18 protein-coding genes and 1 pseudogene are annotated in these 21,434 nt (G+C 67.4%); 15 read left to right on the plus strand and 4 right to left on the minus strand.

Annotation, left to right across the window (positions count from 1 at the left end; translation table 11 throughout):
- The first annotated feature begins 156 nt into the window (after positions 1 to 156).
- From speB to M3149_RS18135, 3 genes are read left to right on the plus strand one after another with little or no spacing between them, the layout of a single operon-like run.
- Positions 157 to 1,074, plus strand: coding sequence for an agmatinase (gene speB, locus M3149_RS18125; RefSeq protein WP_251710892.1), 918 nt, complete (start codon positions 157 to 159; stop codon positions 1,072 to 1,074).
- Positions 1,071 to 2,387 carry an NAD(P)/FAD-dependent oxidoreductase gene (locus tag M3149_RS18130; protein ID WP_251710893.1) on the plus strand — a complete coding sequence of 439 codons (1,317 nt, stop codon included), beginning with the start codon at positions 1,071 to 1,073 and terminating at the stop codon, positions 2,385 to 2,387. Before speB ends, M3149_RS18130 begins: the two co-directional genes overlap by 4 nt.
- A 43-nt stretch (positions 2,388 to 2,430) precedes the next feature.
- The gene (locus M3149_RS18135; RefSeq protein WP_251710894.1) at positions 2,431 to 3,600 is read left to right on the plus strand and encodes an ATP-binding protein; all 1,170 of its coding nucleotides are present in this window, start codon (positions 2,431 to 2,433) and stop codon (positions 3,598 to 3,600) included.
- On the opposite strand, the gene M3149_RS18140 is transcribed toward M3149_RS18135, so the two are convergent.
- The gene (locus M3149_RS18140) at positions 3,601 to 5,088 is read right to left on the minus strand and encodes a PLP-dependent aminotransferase family protein (protein ID WP_251710895.1); all 1,488 of its coding nucleotides are present in this window, start codon (positions 5,086 to 5,088) and stop codon (positions 3,601 to 3,603) included. It abuts the gene before it with no gap.
- A gap of 109 nt (positions 5,089 to 5,197) precedes the next feature.
- Here M3149_RS18140 and M3149_RS18145 point away from each other — a divergent pair, with 109 nt between their 5' ends.
- The 11 genes from M3149_RS18145 (at position 5,198) to M3149_RS18195 (ending at position 18,421) form a co-directional block, all read left to right on the plus strand.
- Positions 5,198 to 5,998: a gamma-glutamyl-gamma-aminobutyrate hydrolase family protein gene (locus tag M3149_RS18145; protein WP_251710896.1), complete on the plus strand. Its 801-nt coding sequence runs from the start codon at positions 5,198 to 5,200 to the stop codon at positions 5,996 to 5,998.
- A gap of 56 nt (positions 5,999 to 6,054) precedes the next feature.
- Positions 6,055 to 7,416, plus strand: a complete 1,362-nt coding sequence (locus M3149_RS18150) for a glutamine synthetase family protein (protein ID WP_251710897.1) — start codon at positions 6,055 to 6,057, stop codon at positions 7,414 to 7,416.
- Between the two features lie 14 nt (positions 7,417 to 7,430).
- Positions 7,431 to 8,870 carry an aspartate aminotransferase family protein gene (locus M3149_RS18155; protein WP_251710898.1) on the plus strand — a complete coding sequence of 480 codons (1,440 nt, stop codon included), beginning with the start codon at positions 7,431 to 7,433 and terminating at the stop codon, positions 8,868 to 8,870.
- Positions 8,871 to 9,020: 150 nt separating this feature from the next.
- Positions 9,021 to 10,196: an extracellular solute-binding protein gene (locus M3149_RS18160; RefSeq protein WP_251710899.1), complete on the plus strand. Its 1,176-nt coding sequence runs from the start codon at positions 9,021 to 9,023 to the stop codon at positions 10,194 to 10,196.
- Positions 10,197 to 10,274: 78 nt separating this feature from the next.
- Positions 10,275 to 11,372: an ABC transporter ATP-binding protein gene (locus M3149_RS18165; protein ID WP_251710900.1), complete on the plus strand. Its 1,098-nt coding sequence runs from the start codon at positions 10,275 to 10,277 to the stop codon at positions 11,370 to 11,372.
- A 123-nt stretch (positions 11,373 to 11,495) separates the two neighbouring features.
- Positions 11,496 to 12,404 (plus strand): ABC transporter permease, encoded by a 909-nt coding sequence (locus M3149_RS18170; RefSeq protein WP_251710901.1) that lies wholly within the window; start codon positions 11,496 to 11,498, stop codon positions 12,402 to 12,404.
- Between the two features lie 13 nt (positions 12,405 to 12,417).
- On the plus strand, positions 12,418 to 13,254 hold the full coding sequence (locus M3149_RS18175; RefSeq protein WP_251710902.1) for an ABC transporter permease: 837 nt from the start codon (positions 12,418 to 12,420) through the stop codon (positions 13,252 to 13,254).
- Between the two features lie 104 nt (positions 13,255 to 13,358).
- A complete protein-coding gene (locus tag M3149_RS18180; RefSeq protein WP_251710903.1) occupies positions 13,359 to 14,855 on the plus strand; it encodes an aldehyde dehydrogenase in 1,497 nt (498 codons plus the stop codon).
- 107 nt (positions 14,856 to 14,962) lie between these two features.
- Positions 14,963 to 16,270 carry a 4-aminobutyrate--2-oxoglutarate transaminase gene (gabT, locus tag M3149_RS18185; protein ID WP_251710904.1) on the plus strand — a complete coding sequence of 436 codons (1,308 nt, stop codon included), beginning with the start codon at positions 14,963 to 14,965 and terminating at the stop codon, positions 16,268 to 16,270.
- Entirely contained in the window at positions 16,267 to 17,631 is a 1,365-nt protein-coding gene (glnT, locus tag M3149_RS18190; RefSeq protein ID WP_251710905.1) for a type III glutamate--ammonia ligase, read from the plus strand. The genes gabT and glnT overlap by 4 nt, the downstream gene beginning before the upstream one ends.
- A 43-nt stretch (positions 17,632 to 17,674) precedes the next feature.
- Positions 17,675 to 18,421 (plus strand): hypothetical protein, encoded by a 747-nt coding sequence (locus M3149_RS18195; protein WP_251710906.1) that lies wholly within the window; start codon positions 17,675 to 17,677, stop codon positions 18,419 to 18,421.
- A 3-nt stretch (positions 18,422 to 18,424) separates the two neighbouring features.
- Here the strand turns inward: M3149_RS18195 and M3149_RS18200 are convergent, their stop codons facing one another.
- The 3 genes and pseudogenes from M3149_RS18200 to M3149_RS23335 all read right to left on the minus strand — a co-directional run.
- Complete coding sequence (locus M3149_RS18200; RefSeq protein WP_251710907.1) at positions 18,425 to 19,195, minus strand: class II aldolase/adducin family protein; 771 nt, start codon at positions 19,193 to 19,195, stop codon at positions 18,425 to 18,427.
- Between the two features lie 98 nt (positions 19,196 to 19,293).
- A complete protein-coding gene (locus tag M3149_RS18205) occupies positions 19,294 to 19,485 on the minus strand; it encodes a YgaP family membrane protein (RefSeq protein ID WP_251710908.1) in 192 nt (63 codons plus the stop codon).
- 74 nt (positions 19,486 to 19,559) lie between these two features.
- Positions 19,560 to 19,739, minus strand: a pseudogene (locus M3149_RS23335) (YkgJ family cysteine cluster protein); the annotation flags it as partial.
- Positions 19,740 to 19,877: 138 nt separating this feature from the next.
- Between M3149_RS23335 and M3149_RS18215 the strand changes: the two are divergent.
- On the plus strand, positions 19,878 to 21,392 hold the full coding sequence (locus M3149_RS18215) for a recombinase family protein (protein ID WP_251710909.1): 1,515 nt from the start codon (positions 19,878 to 19,880) through the stop codon (positions 21,390 to 21,392).
- The last annotated feature ends 42 nt before the right edge of the window (positions 21,393 to 21,434 follow it).

Consider the following 21,434-nt stretch of genomic DNA (forward strand, 5'->3'; position numbering starts at 1 on the left):
GGGCGCTTGCGCGGGAAGTGACCAAAGTCATTGCCGTCACCCAACTGGGCAGGTGGACGCCGCCCGGCCTGCACAAGTGGCCCCCTGGGGGTGTGGTGGCTGGCGCTATCGTCCCGCACCCGCTGTCACCGGCATCCCTCACTTGCGCTGCTACCCATGGCCCTCGGTCAGTTCGCCTACGCCAACAACACCAACCGCTTCCTGGCCTGCGCGCCGTTGAGCGACCAGCCTTTTGCCGTCTGTGGCGTGCCCTACGACGGCGTGGTGACCAACCGGCCCGGAGCGCGCTTCGGTCCGCAGGCCATTCGCGCGGCCAGCCTCATGCTGTGCGACGGCATCCACCCGGTGTTCGATGTTTCCCCGCTGGAGCACGTGGGCGACGCGCTGGACATGCGCCTGCCCAACGCTTCACCGCTGCCCGAGGTGCGCGAGCACATCCAGCGCCAGGCCGCGGCGCTGATGGCAAAGCACCACTGCGTCTTCCTCGGCGGTGACCACTCGGTGACGCTGTCGCTGCTGCGTGCAGCGCGCGAACGTCATGGCCAGCCGCTGGCCCTGCTGCATTTCGACGCCCATTGCGACACCTGGGTCGATCACTTCGGCGAGCCCTCGGGCCACGGCACCTGGACCTACGAGGCCATCCAGGAAGGCCTGGTCAGCCCGGCGCACACGGTGCAGGTGGGCATTCGCTCCAGCGGTGAGCGCGCAGCGCGTGAGTACGTGGCCGACCAGGGCGGCGAGATCTTCACGGCGCGCGCGCTGCGCGGGCTCGACGGTGCCGGCCTTGAGCCCACGCTGCAGGCGATTCGCACGCGCCTGGGTGACAAACCCGCCTACCTCACCCTCGATATCGACGTGCTCGATCCGGCCTTTGCGCCGGGCACCGGCACGCCCGAGCCCGGTGGTCTGAGCAGCTCTCAGGTGCTGACCTTCCTCGAAGGACTCGCCGACCTGAACTGGATCGGCATGGACTGCGTGGAGGTGGCGCCCGCTTACGACCACGCCGAGCTCACCAGCAACGCCGCCGCGTGCTTCGTCTGGACTTACCTGGCCGGGCAGGTGGCGAAGCGATGAGCGCCTGGCGGCCGTCGCTGCTGGGCTCGGACACCCAGCTCAACCAGCGCAGCTACTACGAGGCCAGCGTGCAGCGCGGGCCGGCGCGCCCGCCGCTGCAGGAGCACCTGCGGGCCGACGCGGTGGTGATCGGTGCCGGCTTCAGTGGCCTGTCGGCCGCGCTGGAGATGGCGCAGCGCGGCCTGTCGGTGGTGGTGCTGGAGGCCGATCGCATCGGCAGCGGCGCCAGCGGGCGCAATGGTGGTCAGGCCATCGTTGGCTATGCCAGCGGGCAGGGGCCGTTCGAGTCGCAACTCGGCCCGAACGAAGCCAGCCGCGCCTGGGCCATGTCGCTCGAGGCGATCGAGTTGATCGACCGGCGCATCGCCGAGCACGGGATCGACTGCGACCGCGCGTTCGGGTACGTGTACGTGGCCGACTCCGCGCGCAAGGCCACGGCGCTGCGTGCCGAGATGGACGATCTCGCCGAACGCGGCATGGCGATCGACTGGGCCGAGGGCGATGACGTCGGGCGACTGATCGGCACGCGCCGCTACGTGGCCGCCGCGCGCGAGAACCGCAGCGGCCACCTGCACCCGTTGAAGTACGCGCTGGGCCTGGCGCGCGCGGCCGAGGCGGCGGGTGTGCGCATCTTCGAGCGCTCGGCCGTGACGGCGCTGCAGCGCGGCGACACGCTGGTGGCGCGCACCGCGCAGGGCCAGGTGTCGGCGCGCTTCGGCGTGCTGGCGGGCAACTGTATGCTGGCCGAGCACGGCCCAGCGGTGGCGCCCGAGATCGCGCCGCGCATCATGCCGGTGGGCACCTACATCATCGGCACTGCGCCGGTGGACGCGGCGCTGGCCGATCGCCTGATTCCCGGCAACGCGGCGGTGTGCGACAACAACTTCGTGCTCGATTACTTCCGCTTCAGCGCCGAGCGCCGCATGCTGTTTGGCGGCCGCGTGAGCTACACCACCCGCACACCGCCCAACCTGCAGGCCACCATGCGCGAACGCATGTGCGCCGTGTTCCCCGAGCTGCGCGGCGTGCCGGTGGACCACGTGTGGGGCGGCTTCGTCGACATCAGCATGAACCGCGCGCCCGACTTCGGCCGCCTGGGGCCGAACCTGTACTACCTGCAGGGCTTCAGTGGCCACGGCGTGGCGCTCACGGGGCTGGCGGGCCAGCTCGTCGCCGAGGCCGTGATCGGCCAGGCCGGCCGCTTCGACGTCTTCGCCCGCCTGCGCCACCGCCGCTTCCCGGGCGGCCCGCTGCTGCGCACGCCCAGCCTGGCGCTGGGCATGCTGTGGCACCGCTTGCGCGACGTGGTGTGACCGGGTACTCTTACAAATCTGAAATTGAATTGCAGATTTGTAAATGATCCCCAGGCACGGGGCCGCCGCGCTGCAGCGTTTGGCTCAAGGCTTCCCCATCGTTGCGTTGACCGGGCCGCGCCAGTCGGGCAAGACCACGCTGGCGCGCGCGGTCTTTTCGGACAAGCCCTATGTGAGTCTGGAGAACCTGGAAGAGCGGCAGTTCGCATTGAACGACCCGAAGCGCTTTCTGGCCCGGTTTCCCGAGGGCGTCGTGCTCGACGAGGTGCAGCGCTGCCCCGAGCTGTTGTCCTGGCTGCAGGGAATCGTGGACGAGCATCGGCGCATGGGCGAGTTCGTGCTGACCGGGTCCGCCCGGTTCGAACTCATGGCCGGTATCACGCAGTCGCTGGCCGGTCGGGTGGGGCGGGTCGAGCTGCTGCCGTTGTCGCTGTCGGAGCTGGGCGCGGCACGGGCGCCGGCCCGGCTGGATGACTGGCTGCTGAAGGGCGGTTACCCGGCGCTGCACGATCGGCCGCTGGCGCCGGGCGACTGGTTCGCGAACTACGTGGCCACCTACGTGGAGCGGGACGTGCGCCAGCTTGTCGAAGTGCGTGACTTGGGTCAGTTCCAGCGCTTCATCCGTCTGTGCGCGGCGCGTTCGGGCCAATTGCTGAACATGGCGGCACTGGGGGCGGAGGCCGGCATCACCGGCAACACGGTGCGCGAATGGATTTCGGTGCTGGAGACCAGCTACCTGGTGACGCGGCTGTTGCCACACCACCGCAACTTCGGCAAACGCCTGGTGAAGTCGCCCAAGCTGTACTTCCTGGACACCGGGCTGATGGCCTGGCTGCTTTGCATTCGCGATGCGCAGGTGCTGGAAACCCATCCCGCGCGCGGCGCGCTGTTCGAGACCTGGGTGGTGACCGAGTTGCTCAAGCGCCGCTACAACGACGGTCAGGCGAGCGATCTGTTCTTCTGGCGCGACCACATCGGCCATGAAGTGGACGTGCTGATCGACGCGCCCGAGGGTTTGCGGCCGGTGGAGATCAAGTCGGGCAGTACGGTGGCGGGCGACTGGTTCGACGGCTTGCACCGCTGGGCGACTCTCGCCGAGCAACAGCATGAGCGCATGGCCGCGCCGCAGTTGGTGTTCGGCGGCGCCGGCCGCTACGAACGCGCGGGCGTGGCCGTGAGCGGCTGGCGCGAGTTCGGCGGCCTCGCCAGCTGATCAACCCACTGCCTTCTTCACCGCCGCCGCCACCACCGGCCCGCAGCGCTGGATGTCGGCGAGCGCCGCATAGCCGTAACCGACAACCAGGCCGCGCATGTCCTGGCGGCTCAGGCAGTAGGCCGAAAGCGGGCGAACGATCAGGCCCTGCTGCGCCAGTCGGTGCGCGATGGCCCGGTCGTCGATCTGCGCGGGCAGGCGCAGGCACAGGTGCAGGCCCTGCTCGGCGCCGCTGATGCGCGGCGCGTCAGGGCCCTCGCCCAGCACAGGCCGCAGCGCTTCGAGCAGGCACTGACGCCGTTCGGCATAGGTCTGACGCGCGCGGCGCAGTGAACTTGCGAAGTGGCCCATCTCGATGAATTCGGCGAGCGCCGCCTGGGTGGGCATGTGGCCGGGGCGGTGCAGGTCGTAGTGGGCCTGGCGGAACGGCTCGACCAGGCCTTTGGGCACCACCAGGTAGCCCAGCTTGAGGCCGGGGTAGAGCACCTTGGAGAAGGTGCCCATGTAGAGCACGCGGCCATCGAGATCGAGCCCTTCGAGGCTTGAGAGGGGCGGGCCGCTGAAGCGGTACTCGCTGTCGTAGTCGTCCTCCAGCACCCACGCGCCGTGTGCCCGCGCGGTGGCCAGCAGCTGGTGGCGCCGCGTCAGCGACATGACCGCGCCGGTGGGGTACTGGTGCGATGGCGTGACGTAGATCAGTTTTGGCGGCTGCGCGTCGTCGGCCTCGGTGGGGCGGATGCCCTCGTCGTCGGTGGGCACCGGGTGCACGTGCTGGCCATTGGCGATGAAGGCTTTCATCGCGCCCCAGTAGGCCGGGTCTTCCACCCACACGGTGTCGCCGTGGTCGGCCAGCAAGCGCGCGCACAACTCCAGCGACTGCTGCGTGCCGGTGGTGACGATGACCTGGTCCGCCTCGAGTTGCACGCTGCGGAACACGCGCAGGTAGTCGGCAATGGCGCGTCGCAGCGGGGCATAGCCGCCGCTGGTGTTGTAGTCGAGCATGTCCGGGTAGGTCATGCGCCAGTGCTTGTTCTGCAGCCGCTGCCACAACGCGAGCGGGAAGGCGCTGAAGTCGGCGATGCCCGGGGTGAAGGGCTGCACCTCGAGCCCGGTGGCGCTGAAGCGGTGTGCCAGCGCCTCGCCGCGTTGCGACAGCAGCGCTGCCTGGTGGTGTGGCGCCTGCGCCAGTGCGCCGCGTGGGGTGCGCAGGCCGCTGGCGCGCGGCACGTGGTCGTTCACGTAGGTGCCACTGCCCACGCGGCTGGCGAGGTAGCCTTCCACGCTGAGCTGGTTGATGGCAGCCACCACGGTGTTGCGCGAGAGGTTGAGGTCCTGCGCGAGGTCGCGGCTGGAGGGCAGGCGTTCACCAGCACCGAGCTTGCCGTCGAGCATGGCGCGGCGCAGCGCCTCATAGAGCTGGCGGTGCAAGGGCAGGGCGTCTTGCGCGCCCAGGCGGTTCATCTCGGCCAGCAGAAATTCGGACAACATGGGGCGGTGGCGTTCGTGCGCCTCAAGTGGCACCATGCCATGGGCACAACTGGCCCCCATTGTCATCCAATTCCCCTTCCACAATGAATGCTGATTGCGTGGAGAACCCATGAACAAGCCGCCATGCATGGTCTGGCTCCCGGCCGACCATCGACTGCTGGGCGACCACGGGCACCAGATGCCCTTTCTGCTGCTGGGCGACAAGTACGCGCGGGCCGTGAAGGTGGGCGCGCAGGCCCAGCCGGTCATGTTTCCGCTCGCCGACGCGGAGCAGATCGATGAACTGCTCTCGCTGGTGGATGGCGTGATGCTCACCGGCTCGCCCTCGAACGTGCACCCTTCCCATTTCCAGGAGGAGGTGGCCGACCCGAGCCTGCCGCTGGACCCGGCGCGAGATACCCTCACGCTGGCGCTGGTGAAGGCCTGCGTGCACCAGGGCGTGCCGCTGCTGGGCATCTGCCGCGGTTTCCAGGAAATCAACGTGGCCCTGGGTGGCGCGTTGCACCAGCGGGTGCACGAGGTGCCCGGCATGAACGACCACCGCGAGCCCAAGACCGCACCGCCCGACGAACAGTACGCGCCGCGCCACCCGATCCGCATCGCCGAGGGCAGCCCGTTTGCCGATTGGGCCGGCGGCACCTCGGCGCAGGTGAACTCGCTGCACGGCCAGGGCATCGCGCGCCTGGCCGAGGGCCTGACACCGCTGGCCTGGGCGCCCGATGGCCTGGTGGAGGCGTTTGCCGTGAAGGGCGCGCGCACCTTTGCCTACGCCATGCAGTGGCACCCCGAGTGGCGCTGCTGGGAAACCCCGTTCTACGCCGCGATCTTCGAGGCCTTCGGCCGCGCCTGCCGCCAGCGCATGAGCCAGCGCCTTCAGGCCAGCGATCTGGCGCGCAGCCAGCCCGGTTAGGTTCGCTCCCTGCCGTCGCATCGAACGAATCACCAACGAAGAACCAGGAGCAGGCCATGAGCGCCCCGAAGAATTTCAACGAGCTGGAGAGCTGGCTCAACGAGCACCGTGTCACCGAAGTCGAATGCCTGGTGCCCGACCTCACCGGCGTGGCGCGCGGCAAGATCCTGCCGCGCGAGAAGTTCACCGAAGACCGCGGCATGCGGCTGCCGCACGCCATCGTGGCGATGAGCGTGACCGGCGAACAGCCGGCCAGCGGCCCGTACTACGACGTGGTCGAACCGACCGACCGCGACATGCAGCTGCGCCCGGACCCGACGACGGTGCGCATCGTGCCCTGGGCCACCGATCCGACGGCGCAGGTGATCCACGACTGCTTCGACCACACCGGCAAGATGGTGCCCTACGCGCCGCGCAGCGTGCTGCGGCGCATCTGCGACCTGTACGCCGCCGAAGGTTGGGACCCGGTGATCGCGCCCGAGCTCGAGTTCTACCTGACCGCGCGCAACACCGACCCGAACACCCTGCTGCGCCCGCCGATCGGCCGCAGCGGGCGCGCCGAGACCTCGCGCCAGGCGTACTCCATCGACGCGGTGAACGAGTTCGACCCGCTGTTCGAGGAGATCTACGAATACTGCAACGTCATGGGTCTGAACGTGGACACGCTGATCCACGAGATCGGTGCCGGGCAGATGGAGATCAACTTCTTCCACGACCACCCGCTGGGCCTGGCCGACGAGGTGTTCTTCTTCAAGCGCACGGTGCGCGAGTGCGCGCTGCGCCACGACATGTACGCCACCTTCATGGCCAAGCCGATCGCGGGCGAGCCGGGCAGCGCCATGCACATGCACCAGAGCGTGCTGAGCAAGCAGACCGGCCAGAACATCTTCAGCAATGAGGACGGCACCGCGTCGGAGGCCTTCTTCCACTACATCGGCGGTCTGCAGCGCTACATCCCGGCCGCGATGGCGCTGGTGGCGCCCTACGTGAACAGCTACCGGCGCCTCTCCCGCCACACGGCCGCGCCGATCAACATCGAGTGGGGCCACGACAACCGCACCGTGGGCATCCGCTCGCCGATCGCCTCGCCCGAGGCGCGCCGCATCGAGAACCGCGTGATCGGGGCCGACGCCAACCCCTATGTGGCGATGGCCATGACGCTGGCCTGCGGCTACCTGGGCATGAAGAACAAGATCAAGCCCAAGCCCGAGATGAAGGGCGACGCCTACCTCTCGCCCTACGCGCTGCCGCGCAGCCTGGGTGAGGCGCTGGACTGGCTGCGCCGCGAGCCCGACCTGCACGACGTGCTGGGCAAGGAGTTCGTGACCATCTACACCGAGATCAAGGAGCTCGAGTTCGACGAGTTCATGAAGGTGATCTCGCCCTGGGAGCGGGAACACCTCCTGCTTCACGTCTGACCTGAAAGCCGCCGATGAACACCTCGACCCTGATCGCCCCCCCCGCCCTGGTGCGCCGTGCCGAACAGCAGGACACCAAGGCCATCCAGGCGCTGGACAGCGCGCACTACATCCACCCCTTCACCGACCACGGCCAGCTGGCCGGGCGTGGCGCGCGCGTGATCACGCGGGGAGAGGGCATCTACATCTGGGACAGCGAGGGCAACAGGATCCTCGACGCCATGAGCGGTCTGTGGTGTGTGAACGCGGGCTACGGGCGCAAGGAACTGGCCGACGCGGCCTACCAGCAGCTCATGACGCTGCCGTACTACAACAGCTTCTTCCAGACCACCAACGTGCCGGCGGCGCAGCTGGCGGCCAAGCTGGCTGATCTGGCGCCCGAGGTGGGCGGGCGCCACTTCGATCACGTGTTCTTCTCCAGCAGCGGTTCGGAGAGCAACGACACCAACGTGCGCCTGGTGCGCCGCTACTGGGACCTGCTGGGTCAGCCGCAGCGCAAGACCATCATCAGCCGCCACAACGCCTACCACGGCTCCACCATGGCGGGCGCCTCGCTCGGCGGCATGAGCGGCATGCACGCGCAGGGTGACTTGCCGATCCCCGGCATCGTGCACATCGAGCAGCCGTACTACCTGGAGAACGCAAAGCCGGGCGAGAGCGAAGCCGCGTTCGGCGTGCGCGCGGCGCGCTGGCTGGAGGAGAAGATCCTCGAGATCGGCCCCGACAAGGTGGCCGCCTTCATTGCCGAGCCGGTGCAGGGCGCGGGTGGCGTGATCATTCCCCCGGCCACCTACTGGCCCGAGATCCAGCGCATCGTCGACCAGTACGGCATCCTGCTCATCAGCGACGAGGTGATCTGCGCCTTCGGCCGCCTGGGCCACTGGTTCGCGTACGAGAAGTTCGGCTACCGACCCGACCTGGTGACCTTCGCCAAGGGCGTGACCAGCGGCTACGTGCCGCTGGGCGGCGTGATGGTGGGCGACCGCGTGGCCAAGGTGCTGATCGAGCAGGGTGGTGAGTTCAACCACGGCTACACCTACAGCGGCCACCCGGTGGCCTGCGCGGTGGCGCTGGCCAACCTGGAGCTGATGGAGCGCGAGGACCTGCCGCGCAAGGTGCGTGAGGACATCGGCCCTTACCTGGCCGAGCGTTTCGCCGAGGTCGGCCAGCATCCGCTGGTGGGAGTGGCCGAGACCTGCGGCTTCGTGGGCGGGCTGGTGCTGGTGAAGGACAAGGCCAGCCGGGCCATGTACGACCCGGACCTGGGCGTGGGCATGATGTGCCGCGCCCACTGCTTCAAGAACGGGCTGATCATGCGCGCGGTGGGGGACCGCATGATCATCGCGCCGCCGCTGGTGATGACGCGGGCGCAGATCGACGAGATGGTGGCGCTGATCCTGAAGTGCCTGGACGCCACATTGGCGGAATTGCGCCAGAAAGGCCTCCACGCTTGACTAGAATGACCGGCGATCCCCGAATTGGGGCATCGCCGGTGCCGGGAACGCGTGTCGCGGGTCTGGAACTTGCATGCCCCGGGCGGGTCTTCAGCCGCCACGGTTGAGCCGTTTTTTTGGTCCTAACCCTCCTTTGGAGTGAGCATCACCATGAAGAAGCACGTTCTGGTTCTCGCGATGGCGGCCGTCCTGGTCGCCGCCTGCGGCAAGAAGGAGGAGCCCGCTCCTGCCCCCGCGCCCGCCCCGGTGGCCACCGCCCCGGCACCCGCCCCCGCGCCGGCCGGCCCGGTGCTGGATGACGAGAAGGTCCTCAACATCTACAACTGGCCCGACTACATCACCGAGACCATGATCGCGGACTTCGAGAAGGAGTACGGCATCAAGGTCAACTACGACACCTTCGAGAACAACGAAGCGCTGCACGCCAAGCTGGTGGCCGGCAACTCGGGCTACGACATCGTGATCCCCACCGCCGGCTTCGCCAAGAAGCAGATCGACGGTGGCCTGTACCAGCCGATCGACAAGAGCAAGCTCACGAACTACGGCAACCTCGACCCGGACTTCATGAGCAAGATCGCCGGCGTCGACCCGGAGAACAAGCACCTGGTGCCCTGGGCCTGGGGCTTCACCACCGTGGGCATCAACAAGCAAAAGGTCGAGAAGGCGCTGGGCGGCATGGCCATGCCCGAGAACGCCTGGGACCTGGTGTTCAAGCCCGAGTACTCGAGCAAGCTGCGCTCGTGCGGCATCGCCTACCTGGATTCGCCGAGCGAGATCCTGCCGGTGGCGCTGCACTACGTCGGCAAGCCGGCCTACAGCGAGAACCCCGAGGACTTCAAGGCCGCGCTGGACATGCTGATGAAGGTCCGCCGCGACGTGCGCCTGTTCTCCAGCACCATGATCGACGACATCGCCAGTGGCAAGGCCTGCGCCTTCATCGGCTGGTCGGGTGACATCAACATCGCCGCCGACCGCGTGAAGGAAACCGGCGGCAAGGACGAGATCGTGCCCCTGCTGCCCACCGGTGGCGGCCTGGTGTTCATCGACACCATGGCAATCCCCAAGGACGCCAAGCACGTGAACAACGCGCACGTCTTCATCGACTTCTACCTGCGCGCGGCCAACGGCGCGGCCATGGCCAACGAGATGAACTACCCCACGGGCAACAAGGCCGCGCTGGCCGACATCAAGGATGAGGTCAAGAACAACAAGACCATCTTCCTGGGCCCCGAGGACACCGCGCGCCTGATCGCCACGGGTGGTTTCTCCAACGAGATCTCCGGCGTCCTCAACGACACCTACAACGCGTTCAAGCGCGGCAAGTAAGCATCACGCCTTTCAGGCGCCTGCAGGGGCTGTTCATCCACCAGGACGAACAGCCCTTTTTCCATCTGGAGCTCCTTCATGACCGACACCACCGGCTTCCTGGTGACCGAAAAGCTGGTCAAGCGCTTCGACGAGGCCGTGGCCGTCGACGAGGTCTCGTTGTCCATCCGCAAGGGCGAGATCTTTGCCCTGCTCGGCAGCTCGGGCTGCGGCAAATCCACGCTGCTGCGCATGCTGGCGGGTTTCGAGACGCCGACGTCCGGGCGCATCCTGCTCGGTGGCCAGGACGTGGCCGCGGTGCCGCCCTATGAGCGGCCGGTGAACATGATGTTCCAGAGCTACGCGCTGTTCCCGCACCTCACGGTGTGGGAGAACGTGGCCTTCGGCTTGAATCGCGAAGGTCTGCCCAAGGCCGAGATCCAGCAGCGCACCGACGAGATGCTGGCGCTGGTGCAGCTCACGCCTTTCGCCAAGCGCAAGCCGCACCAACTTTCCGGCGGGCAGCAACAGCGTGTGGCGCTGGCGCGCAGCCTGGCCAAGCGGCCCAAGCTGCTGCTGCTCGACGAACCCCTGGGTGCACTGGACAAGAAGCTGCGCGAGCAGACCCAGTTCGAACTGGTCAACATCATCGAGAAAGTGGGCGTGACCTGCGTCATGGTGACGCACGACCAGGAAGAGGCCATGACCATGGCCAACCGCATCGCCATCATGAGCAAGGGCCGCGTGCTGCAGGTGGGCACGCCGGCCGAGATCTACGAGCACCCGGTGAACCGCTTCGTGGCCGATTTCATCGGCAACGTGAACCTCTTCGAGGGCAAGCTCAGTGTCGATGAGCCCGACCGCTGCGCGGTGGACAGCGCCATCGGCCGCATCCACGTCGGCCATGGCATGCCGGGCACGCTGGGCATGCCGGTGGCGCTGGCCGTGCGGCCCGAGAAGATCGAGATCAGCAAGGCGCCACCGCCGGCCGACGCCGGGCCCAACGTGTTCAAGGGCAAGGTCAAGGAGATTGCCTATTTCGGCGCGCACAACACCTTCATCGTGGTGGCCAGCAACGGTCAGCGCGTGAAGATCACCGAGGCCAACACCTCGCGTCATGACCTCTCCGACATCACCTGGGAGGACGAGGTCCATTTCTGGTGGAGTGACACCGCCGGCGTCGTGTTAAGGGATTGACCCCCTGCGCCGCTTCGCGGCTTCCCCCTGGAAGGGGGACGCTGCGAGAGGCCCGGCGAAGCCGGTTCCTCCGCAGCCCTGGGTTCGGGTGTTGACAGGCAAACATTTTCTCGAGGAACTCAAATGGCTTCTGTTCCTTTTCCAGGCAAGCGTTTCGTCATCGGCGTGCCCTATGGCTGGCTGCTGCTGTTCTTCTTCCTGCCGTTCCTGATCCTGCTCTACATCAGCTTCGTGGACATGGGCGCGGACATCAGCCCGTTCAAGCCGTTGTGGGACCCGGAAACGGGCGTGCTGCGCCTGAAGTACGAGAACTACCTCGACATCTTCCGTGTCGAGGAAGGTGCGCCGCTGTTCAAGACGCTCTACGTCGATGCCTACTTCCGCTCTATCTGGTACGCGCTGCTCACGGCGATCTTCTGCCTGGTGATCGGCTACCCGTTCGCTTACTTCATCGCGCGCTCCCCGGCCAGCGTGCGCCCGGCCTTGCTGCTGTTGGTGATGTTGCCGTTCTGGACCTCGTTCCTGCTGCGCGTCTATGCTTGGAAGGGCCTGCTGGCCGACCAGGGGGTGATCAACCGCTTCATGATGTTCCTGGGCATCACGAGCGAGCCCATCCCGATGCTCTACACCAACGTGTCGATGCTGGTGGGCATGACCTACGTCTACCTGCCCTTCATGATCCTGCCGCTGTACGCGAACCTGGTGAAGATGGACTTTCGCCTGCTGGAGGCCGCGTACGACCTCGGCACCACGCCGTTCAAGGCGTTCTGGCTGGTGACGGTGCCGCTGTCCAAGGCCGGCATCATCGCGGGCTTCATGCTGGTGTTCATTCCCTGCGTCGGCGAGTTCGTGATTCCCTCGCTGCTGGGCGGGCCCGAGAACTACATGATCGGGCGCGTGGTGTGGGACGAGATGTTCACCGCCAACGACTGGCCCAAGGCCACTGCGCTGGCGGTGGTGATGATCGCGATCATCGTGGTGCCGCTGGCCTTCTATTACAAGTACGCGGCTGAGCAATCCGAGCAGCGCTGAAGAGAGGACGACCATGAAACCCTTCCTCGAAAAGCACTTCGGCAAGTTCTGGCTGCTGGTGGTGTTCGGTTTCCTCTACCTGCCGCTGGCCTTCATGGTGCTGTTCTCGTTCAACAGCACCCGCCAGGACGCGCGCTTCACCGGCTTCTCGCTGCGCTGGTACGAGGCGCTTCTCAACGACAGCAAGATCGTCGACGGCTTCTTCCTGTCCCTGAAGATCGCGGCCATCACCGGCGTGCTGTCGGCGGTGCTGGCCACGTTTGCGGCCTTCGTGCTGGTGCGCTACCGCCGCTTCCTGGGCCGCACCGTGTTCAGCGGCATGGTCAACGCGCCGCTGGTCATGCCCGAGGTGATCATCGGCCTGTCGCTGCTGCTGCTGTTCGTGGGCTCGCAGAACCTGTTCGGCTGGCCGCAGCGCGGCATGCTCACCATCATCCTGGGCCACACGCTGCTCGGCATGGCCTACGGCATGGTCGTGATCCAGAGCCGCCTGCTGGAGATGGACCGCTCGATCGAGCAGGCTGCGATGGACCTGGGCGCGCGGCCGCACCAGGTGTTCTTCCTGGTCACGCTGCCCAACATCTTCCAGGCCATCCTGGCGGCCTTCCTGCTGGCGTTCACGCTGTCGTTCGACGACGTCGTGATCACCGAATTCCTGAGCGGCCCGGGTGTGAGCACGCTGCCGCAGGTGATCTTCGGCTACGCGCGCCGCGGCATCAACCCGACGATCTATGCCGCGGCCACGATCCTGATCGTGACGGTGACCATCGTGGTGATCAGCTACGCGGTGTGGGTGGCACGGGCAACGCGCCGGCGTGAGCGGGAGATGGCGGCGGCGATCCGGGGGTGAAGGGGCGAGTGGACGCTCGCGCACCCGGGAAAGTGGCTGTTCCCGGCACCATGCAAGGGGCGTAGCATGGGGCCAATTTTCCTGGCCCCAATGGCCCCTCTGCCATGACCACCACCACCCTTCCAGCCCCCGATCTTTCCCTCGACGGCCGCGCCTTCATCAACGGGGAGCGCGTCGCAGCGCGCGACGGCCAGACCTTCGACTGCTTCTCGCCGGTGGACGGCCGCCTGCTGACCACCGTGGCGCGCGGTCAGGCGGCCGACATCGACGCCGCCGTGACTGCGGCGCGCGCGGCCTTCGAGGACCGCCGCTGGGCCGGCCTGCCGCCGGCGCGGCGCAAGCGCGTGATGATGGCGTTCGCGGACCAGTTGCTGCAGCATGCCGACGAGCTGGCGCTGACCGAGACGCTGGACATGGGCAAGCCCGTGAAGTACGCGCGTGCGGTGGACGTCAACAGCGCAGCCAACTGCATCCGCTGGTACGGCGAGGCGGTGGACAAGGTGTATGACGAGATCGCGCCCACAGCGGACACGGCGCTGGCGCTGATCACGCGCGAGCCGGTGGGTGTGGTGGGGGTGATCGTGCCCTGGAACTACCCGATGATCATGGCGGCCTGGAAGATCGCGCCGGCCCTGGCGGCGGGCAATTCGGTGGTCCTGAAACCCAGTGAAAAGAGCCCGCTGACCGCGCTGCGCCTGGCCGAGCTGGCGCTGGCTGCGGGCATTCCGCCCGGTGTGTTCAACGTGGTGCCGGGTTTCGGCGCCGAGGCCGGCAGCCCGTTGGCGTTGCACATGGACGTGGACTGCATCGCTTTCACCGGCAGCACGCGCGTGGGCAAGCAGATCCACGTGATGGCCGGGCAGAGCAACCTCAAGCGCGCCTGGACGGAACTCGGCGGCAAGTCGCCCAACATCGTGTTCGCCGATTGCCCCAACCTCGACAAGGCGGTGGAGGCCGCGGTCGGCAGCATCTTCTTCAATCAGGGCGAGAGCTGCAACGCGCCCTCGCGCCTGTTCGTCGAGGCGTCGATCAAGGACGCCTTCCTGGAGAAGGCCTTGAAGCTGGTGCCGCAGTACCAGCCGGGCAACCCGCTCGACAAGAAGACCGTGATGGGCGCGATCGTCGACAAGGTGCAGATGGACACCGTGCTGCGCTACATCGACAGTGGCAAGAAGGAAGGCGCGAAGCTGCTCGCGGGCGGCGAGGCGGCCGAGCCGGTGAAAGGCGGTTGCTACGTGCTGCCCACGATCTTCGATGGCGTGAAGAACGACATGACCATCGCGCGCGAGGAAATCTTCGGCCCGGTGCTCTCGGTGCTCTCGTTCACCGATGCCGCCGACGTGGTGAAGCAGGCCAACAGCAACATCTATGGGCTGCAGGCCGCGGTGTGGACGCGCGACATCAACAAGGCGCACGGCGTGGCGCGTGCGCTGCGCGCCGGCACCGTGCACGTGAACCAGTACGACGAGGACGACATCACCGTGCCTTTCGGAGGCTTCAAGCAGAGCGGCGTGGGGCGCGACAAGTCGCTGCACGCCTTCGACAAGTACACCGAGGTCAAAACCACCTGGATAAGGATTGACTCGCCCCTGCACCGCTGACGCGGTTTCCCCCTGAGGGGGACGACGCCAACGGCCCGGCCAAGCCGGTTCCGTGGCGTCCTCGACCAGACACCCTGCGCCGACATGAGCGTTTGAAGGAGAACCCGATGAATGCCCCGCAAAAACCCGACAACCTGCAAGCCCCGCACACCAACGCCGCCTGGCACGCGCGTCGTCTTGCGGCCACGCCACGCGGCGTGGGTGTGTTCGGCGATTTCTACATCGACAAGGCGAAGAACGCCGAGTTCTGGGACATCGAAGGTCGCCGCTTCATCGACTTCGCGGGCGGCATTGCGGTGCTCAACACCGGCCACGTGCACCCGAAGGTGCAGGCCGCCATCGCGGCGCAGCTGCAGCGCTTCACGCACAGCTGCTACCAGGTGGTGCCCTACACCGAGTACGTGGCGCTGGCCGAGCGCATCAACGCCATGGTGCCGATCGACGGGCCGGTGAAGACCGCGTTCTTTTCGACCGGCGCCGAGGCGATCGAGAACGCGATGAAGATCGCGCGCGCGGCCACCGGGCGCAGCGGCATCATCGCCTTCGGCGGCGCCTTCCACGGCCGCAGCCTGTTCGCAGTCTCGCTCACCGGCAAGGTGCAGCCCTACAAGGCCGGCTTCGGCCCGTTCCCGCCCGAGGTCTACCACGTGCCCTTCCCCTGCCACTGCAGCTCGCTGGAGGACACGAAGAAGGCGATGGAGCACCTCTTCAAGGCCGACATCGAGCCCTCGCGCGTGGCGGCCATCGTGTTCGAGCCGGTGCAGGGCGAGGGCGGTTTCAACCCGATCCAGCCGGCCGCGGTGAAGTGGCTGCGCGAGCTGTGCGACCAGCACGGCATCCTGCTGATCGCCGACGAGGTGCAGACCGGCTTTGCGCGCACCGGCAGGATGTTCGCGATGGAGCACTACGGCGTGAGCCCCGACCTCATGACCCTGGCCAAGAGCATGGCGGGCGGCACCACGCTGTCGGCGGTGTGCGGCAAGGCGGCGGTGATGGACGGTCCCGCGCCGGGCGGCCTGGGCGGCACCTACGCGGGCAACCCGCTGGCCATCGCGGCCGCGCACGCGGTGATCGACGTGATGCAGGAAGAGAAGCTGTGCGACCGCGCGCAACGGTTGGGCGACAAGCTCATCGCGCACCTGATCGCCAAGCGCGCTGCCATGCCCCGCATCGGCGACATCCGCGGCCTGGGCGCGATGGTGGCCTGCGAATTCGTGGACCCCAAGACCGGCGCGCCCGATGCCGAGCTCACGAAGAAGGTGCAGATGGCGGCGCTCAAGCGCGGCCTGCTGTTGCTCACCTGCGGCGTGTACGGCAACGTGATCCGCTACCTGTTCCCGCTCACCATCGAGGACGCGGTGTTCGACGAAGGCCTGGCCATCCTGGACGAGGCCCTCGCCGAGGTGGCTGCGTGAACCACCGCAGCGCCACAGCGCACGAGCTTGACGCGCCCCTGGAGGTGCGTGCCAAGGCGCTGCGCGCGCAGGGCGTGCACACGGTGCTCGCCACCTTCACCGACCTGGAGGGCACGTCCAAGGGCAAGTTGGTGCCGCTCGAGGGCCTGGCCGACGCGGTGAACACGGGCGCGGGCTTCGCGGGCCCGAGCATCGTGGGCACCGGCCTGCCGCGCATGGGCGCGCGCAGCGAGTACATGGGCCGCGTGCTGCCCGAAACACTGCGACCGTTGCCCTTCATGCCCGGCGTGGCGCACGCGGTGTGCGATGGCTTTGCCGGCGGCGAACCGCTGGAGACCGACCCTCGCCAGGTGCTCAAGCGCCAGGTGGCACGGCTGCGCGAGCGCGGCTGGACACTGTGGGTCGGGATCGAGCCCGAGTTCTTTTTGTTGAAGCGCGGCGCCGATGGCCGCTGGGGCGTGGCCGATGCAAACGACCGCCTCGCCAAGCCCTCCTACGACCTCAAGTCCATCGGCCGCAACCTGGGTTTCCTCGACGACATGCGCGACGCGTTGGGCGCGCTGGGGTTCGCGCTCCAGCAGATGGACCACGAGGATGCCATCGGCCAGTACGAAATCAACTACCGCCATGACGACGCGCTGGCCGCAGCCGATCGCTACCAGCTCTTCAAGCTCACTGCACATGCCGTTGCCGAACGCCACGGCATGGTGTTTTCCACCATGCCCAAGCCCTTGGCCGACGCGCCGGGCAGCGGCCTGCATTTCCACATCAGCCTCACCGACGCCGCTGGCGTGCCACTGATGGCCGACGCCCAGGGGGCATTGGGCCTCAGCGAGACCGGCTGGTGCTTTGCCGCCGGCTTGCTGGCGCACGCCGACGCACTGGCGGCGGTGAGCGCGCCCACGGTGAACAGCTACAAGCGTCTGGCCGCCAGCCGCAGCGCGTCGGGCACCACCTGGTCACCGGTGTGGAAGGCGATTGGCGAGAACAACCGCACCTGCCTGCTGCGCGCGGTGGCGGGTCGGCTTGAATGGCGGCTGCCCGACCCGTCGTGCAACGTCTACCTGGCGCTCGCGGCGCTGATCGCGGCCGGGCTCGACGGCGTGGACCAGCACCTGCGCGCACCCAAACCGTGCAAGGACGATCTTTATGAACGCCACGCCGCGGGCGAGCCCTTGCCCGAGCGCCTGCCGCGCGACCTGTGCGCCGCGCTGGAAGCGCTGCAGGCCGATGCCGTGGTGCGTGGCGGCCTGGGCGAGGCCTGCGCCGCGCAGTTCCTGCAACTCAAGCAGGCCGAATGGGCCGCGTTCCATGCCCACGTGAGCGACTGGGAACGCCAGCGCTACGCCGACGCCGGCTGACCCCGCGCGCGCCCGGGCGTCGCGGGTCGGGATAATCCGCCGCGTGAGCGAACCCACCACCACCGCCGACGGCACCCGCACCTGGACCAAAACCACCGACCGCCCCTTGCGCAGCTGGCGCAAGTCGGCAGGCATCTGGTTGTTCGCGCATTTCGTGGGCGTGCCGATTCCGTGGTCGGCCACACGCCAGACGGACGCGGTGGCCTTGCTGGCCTTTGAGCACGAACGCTTGCTGGCGCTGGCCGCGGTGGGCGAGCATGTGCCCGCGGTGCTGGCCTTCGACGGCCATGCGCTGGTCACGGGCGACATCGGCCCCACGCTGGACTTCCTGCTGTTCCAGCGCCCGCCCGAGGAACGCCTGCCGCTGATGTGCGCCGCTGCCGCCGACCTGGCCGGCTTTCACGCGCGCGGGCAGTGGCATGGCGGTGCGCAGGCGCGCAACATTACCTGGGACGGGCAGCGGTTTGCGCGCCTGGATTTCGAGGAGCGGCTGGTGCCGGGCCTGCCGTTGGCGATGGTGCAGCGCTACGACGTGCTGCAACTGCTGCTCTCGCTGGCGCGGTTGATCGAACCCCTGGGGCCACCGGCGGCGCACGCGGTGCTGCGCGCTTACGCGTCGGTGGACACGGGGCAGGGCGAGGCGCTGCGGAGCTTCATCGCGCGGCTGCTGCCGCGCCTGCAGCGCGTCTCGCGCATGGCGTCGTGGTCGCGCCGGCTCGACACGTCGCGCGAGCTCATGCGCTTGCGCACGGTGCTCGCGGGCATGCAGGCCTTCGTGGCCGGGCGCTGAACCTCAACTCTTGTACGACGGGTCCATGCGGTCGAGCTTGCGCAGCAGCGCGGGCCACGCAATCTGTGGGCCCTGGCCGGCGGTGGCAATGCGCATCACGTCGGCCATGCCCGCGAGGATGCGCGGGTCGACCTGCGTGAGTTCGCTGCCACCGGCGAGGGCGTCGATCTGGATGCGGCAGGTGTTCTCGAACGTGTACATCGAGAGAAAAGCGCCCGGGATGGAGCGGCTCACGGTGAGCAGCCCGTGGTTGCGCAGCACCAGGTAGTCGGCGTTGCCCAGATCCGCTTGCAGGCGCGGCTTCTCGTCGGGCCGGAAGGCCACGCCTTCGTAGTCGTGGTACGCCAGCGAAGCCAGCACGAAGGTGCTCTGCTGGCTGATGGGCAGGATGCCGTGCTTCTGCGCGCTCACGGCCACGCCCGCGCGGGTGTGGGTGTGCAGCACGCACTGCGCCTCGGGCCGCGCCTCGTGCACGGCGCTGTGGATCACGAAGCCCGCGGGGTTCACCGGGAAGGGCGTGTCGTGCAGCTTGTTGCAGGCCATGTCGACCTTGACCAGGCTGCTCGCGGTGATCTCATCGAACATCAGCCCGTAGGGGTTGATGAGGAACTGGTGCTCGCCACCGGTGACGCTGTCGGGCAGCTTGGCGCTGATGTGGGTGAAGACCAAGTCGCTCCAGCCGTAGGCCGCCACCAGGCGGTAGCAGGCGGCAAGCTCGCAACGCAGCGCCCATTCTTCGGCGCTGACGACTTCTTTCAGGGAGGGGATGTGCATGGCGTGTCTCCGCGGCCGCCCGGGGTGGGTGGCACGGCACACACTCTAGGCCTGCGTGCGTGGCCTGTGCTGTCCGTGCAGCGACAGGCCAGGCGCGCTCAGGCCTTCGTCTTGCAGGTGTTGAAGCCGAGCAGGGCGTAGGGCGGGCACCAGCCCATGAGGCCGGTGGCCAGGGGCAGCGCGCCGAGCCAGCCCCACCAGCCCACGGTGCCGGTGGCGGCCAGGGCGATGAGCACGAGGCCGACGACGATGCGAAGGGTGCGGTCGATGCCGCCGACGTTGCGGGTCATGGTGATCTCCATCAGTGAACGTTGATGTTCAATCACATTGGATGCCGATACAAGCCCGCGCGGTTTGATCTGGATCAGGGCTGCGTCGCGGCCTCAAGCCGTTCGAGCCAGAGGATTGCATGTGAGCGCTCGCTGCCGCACATTTCCTCGTTAGGCTTAAGTGAGCGGCACACCGCCGGCCGCTCGGGCTGGCCGAAAAGGCGGCAGCGCAGGGCTTGATCGAGCTGCGGACAGGGCATGCCTGCGGGCTTGCCGTGAAGGAGTCATTGGAACTCGGCTCGAAGCCCAGTTCCCAGGTCGAGTCTCAATGGCGCCCATGCGGCTGACCCGTGTGGGTGCCAAAAGGCTAAAACCGACTCCCTGTACTGGGTTCCATTACCACGGAGCCCCTGATGAGCCTCACCCCCTTTGTCGCTGAAGCGAGCACCCCAGAAGTCCTCTCCCCCTCCCCGAAGGCAGGCGCCACCGCGCCGATGGCCTACTCGTATGTCCGTTTTTCCCACGGGCGTCAGAAAAACGGCGACAGCCTGCGCCGCCAGCTTGCCTTGTCCCGTGAGTACGCCGACAAGCATGGCCTGCAACTTCAAGAGCTGACCTACCGCGACCTGGGCCTGAGCGCTTTCAGGGGTGACAACATCGAGCGCGGAGCCCTCGCAGCGTTCATCAAGGCCGTCGAGGACGGAAGCATCCGGCGCGGGTCTTACTTGCTGGTGGAGAACTTCGACCGGCTTTCGCGGGCCGAGGTCCATATCGCCCTGCAGTTGCTGTTGCGCCTCGTGTCGGCCGGCATCGTGGTTGCGACCCTCATGGACGGCAAAGTCTGGAACGAGCAGACCGTGGCCGATACGGCCAATCTGATGGTCACCATCATCTTCATGGGGCGAGCCCACGACGAGAGCGTGGGTCGCTCCAAGCGGATTCGTGAGATTCATCAGGCCAAGCGCGCCCGCCGCGACCCGGCGATATTCGGACAAGGACCGGCCTGGGTTGTACGCAAGCCCGATGGGTCTGGCTGGGACCTGAAGCCCGGCATGGCTGAGAGCATCCGACGGGTGTTCGAGCTGAGCATTCAGGGCGTGGGGAGCACCGCTATTGCCCGCCTGGCCAACGCCGAGGGCTGGGTCGCCCCGGCCAAGGTGGAGCGATGGAACACGACGCTGCCCAACAAGCTGCTTCGCAACCGAGCCGTTCTCGGAGAGTACGAGCCCAAGGAGATGAAGGGCTCCACCCGTGTCACCATGGGCGAGGTATGGACCGACTACTACCCTCGCGTGGTCGATGAGGACACCTTTCTCAAGGCCCAGGCGGCCGCGCACAACCGTCTTCACCTGCCCAACCGCCGCGACGCTGGATACCACAACGTGCTGCAAGGGTTCGCCTTCTGCGGTCACTGCGGCCAGACGTTGTTGCGCAAGCGCAAGGGCGGCTCAAAGAACTCGCTCGGCTATGCCCAGTACATGTGTAGCGGCAGACATTGTGGTGAAACGCAGTGCCCGACTGCTGCAGCCCGGCCTCTGGAACAGCGCTTGCTGCCGAATCTCGTGCGCAACGCCGTCAGCGAGGTAGCACGAACCGACCGACTGGCCGCGTTGCGCGACTTGCTGGACACCAAGGAGGCCGAGCATCGAGACGCCTCTAAGGCCGCCGAGCGCATCCTGACCATGCTCCAGAGCGCATCGAGCCCCCTGCTGGAGAAACGCTTCCGCGAGTTGGACGGTAAGGCCACCGCAGCCGGAGCTGAGGCCGAGGCCCTGCGCGCCGAGCTGCATGCCAGCCAAGGCCCCCTGTGCGATGAGGACGTCGAGGATGCGATTGGCAAGGCTGCGTATTCCACGCGATGGCGGACACGACTCCATGCTGATGGCGGACAGTGTTCCAGCGTGATGGCGGACGCTGTTCCACGCTGAAGTCGGACATCATTCCAAACTGATGTCGGACACCTGCGGGGT

Origin of the sequence: Hydrogenophaga intermedia (assembly GCF_023715105.1) — a bacterium.
GTDB lineage: Bacteria > Pseudomonadota > Gammaproteobacteria > Burkholderiales > Burkholderiaceae_C > Hydrogenophaga > Hydrogenophaga intermedia_A.

Excerpts from the sequence above, each read along its gene's own strand:
- speB (WP_251710892.1), top strand. The coding sequence starts at position 157 with ATGGCCCTCGGTCAGTTCGCCTACGCCAACAACACCAACCGCTTCCTG.
- M3149_RS18130 (WP_251710893.1), top strand. The coding sequence starts at position 1,071 with ATGAGCGCCTGGCGGCCGTCGCTGCTGGGCTCGGACACCCAGCTCAAC.
- M3149_RS18135 (WP_251710894.1), top strand. The coding sequence starts at position 2,431 with ATGATCCCCAGGCACGGGGCCGCCGCGCTGCAGCGTTTGGCTCAAGGC.
- M3149_RS18140 (WP_251710895.1), bottom strand. The coding sequence starts at position 5,088 with ATGTTGTCCGAATTTCTGCTGGCCGAGATGAACCGCCTGGGCGCGCAA.
- M3149_RS18145 (WP_251710896.1), top strand. The coding sequence starts at position 5,198 with ATGAACAAGCCGCCATGCATGGTCTGGCTCCCGGCCGACCATCGACTG.
- M3149_RS18150 (WP_251710897.1), top strand. The coding sequence starts at position 6,055 with ATGAGCGCCCCGAAGAATTTCAACGAGCTGGAGAGCTGGCTCAACGAG.
- M3149_RS18155 (WP_251710898.1), top strand. The coding sequence starts at position 7,431 with ATGAACACCTCGACCCTGATCGCCCCCCCCGCCCTGGTGCGCCGTGCC.
- M3149_RS18160 (WP_251710899.1), top strand. The coding sequence starts at position 9,021 with ATGAAGAAGCACGTTCTGGTTCTCGCGATGGCGGCCGTCCTGGTCGCC.
- M3149_RS18165 (WP_251710900.1), top strand. The coding sequence starts at position 10,275 with ATGACCGACACCACCGGCTTCCTGGTGACCGAAAAGCTGGTCAAGCGC.
- M3149_RS18170 (WP_251710901.1), top strand. The coding sequence starts at position 11,496 with ATGGCTTCTGTTCCTTTTCCAGGCAAGCGTTTCGTCATCGGCGTGCCC.
- M3149_RS18175 (WP_251710902.1), top strand. The coding sequence starts at position 12,418 with ATGAAACCCTTCCTCGAAAAGCACTTCGGCAAGTTCTGGCTGCTGGTG.
- M3149_RS18180 (WP_251710903.1), top strand. The coding sequence starts at position 13,359 with ATGACCACCACCACCCTTCCAGCCCCCGATCTTTCCCTCGACGGCCGC.
- gabT (WP_251710904.1), top strand. The coding sequence starts at position 14,963 with ATGAATGCCCCGCAAAAACCCGACAACCTGCAAGCCCCGCACACCAAC.
- M3149_RS18200 (WP_251710907.1), bottom strand. The coding sequence starts at position 19,195 with ATGCACATCCCCTCCCTGAAAGAAGTCGTCAGCGCCGAAGAATGGGCG.
- M3149_RS18205 (WP_251710908.1), bottom strand. The coding sequence starts at position 19,485 with ATGACCCGCAACGTCGGCGGCATCGACCGCACCCTTCGCATCGTCGTC.
- M3149_RS18215 (WP_251710909.1), top strand. The coding sequence starts at position 19,878 with ATGAGCCTCACCCCCTTTGTCGCTGAAGCGAGCACCCCAGAAGTCCTC.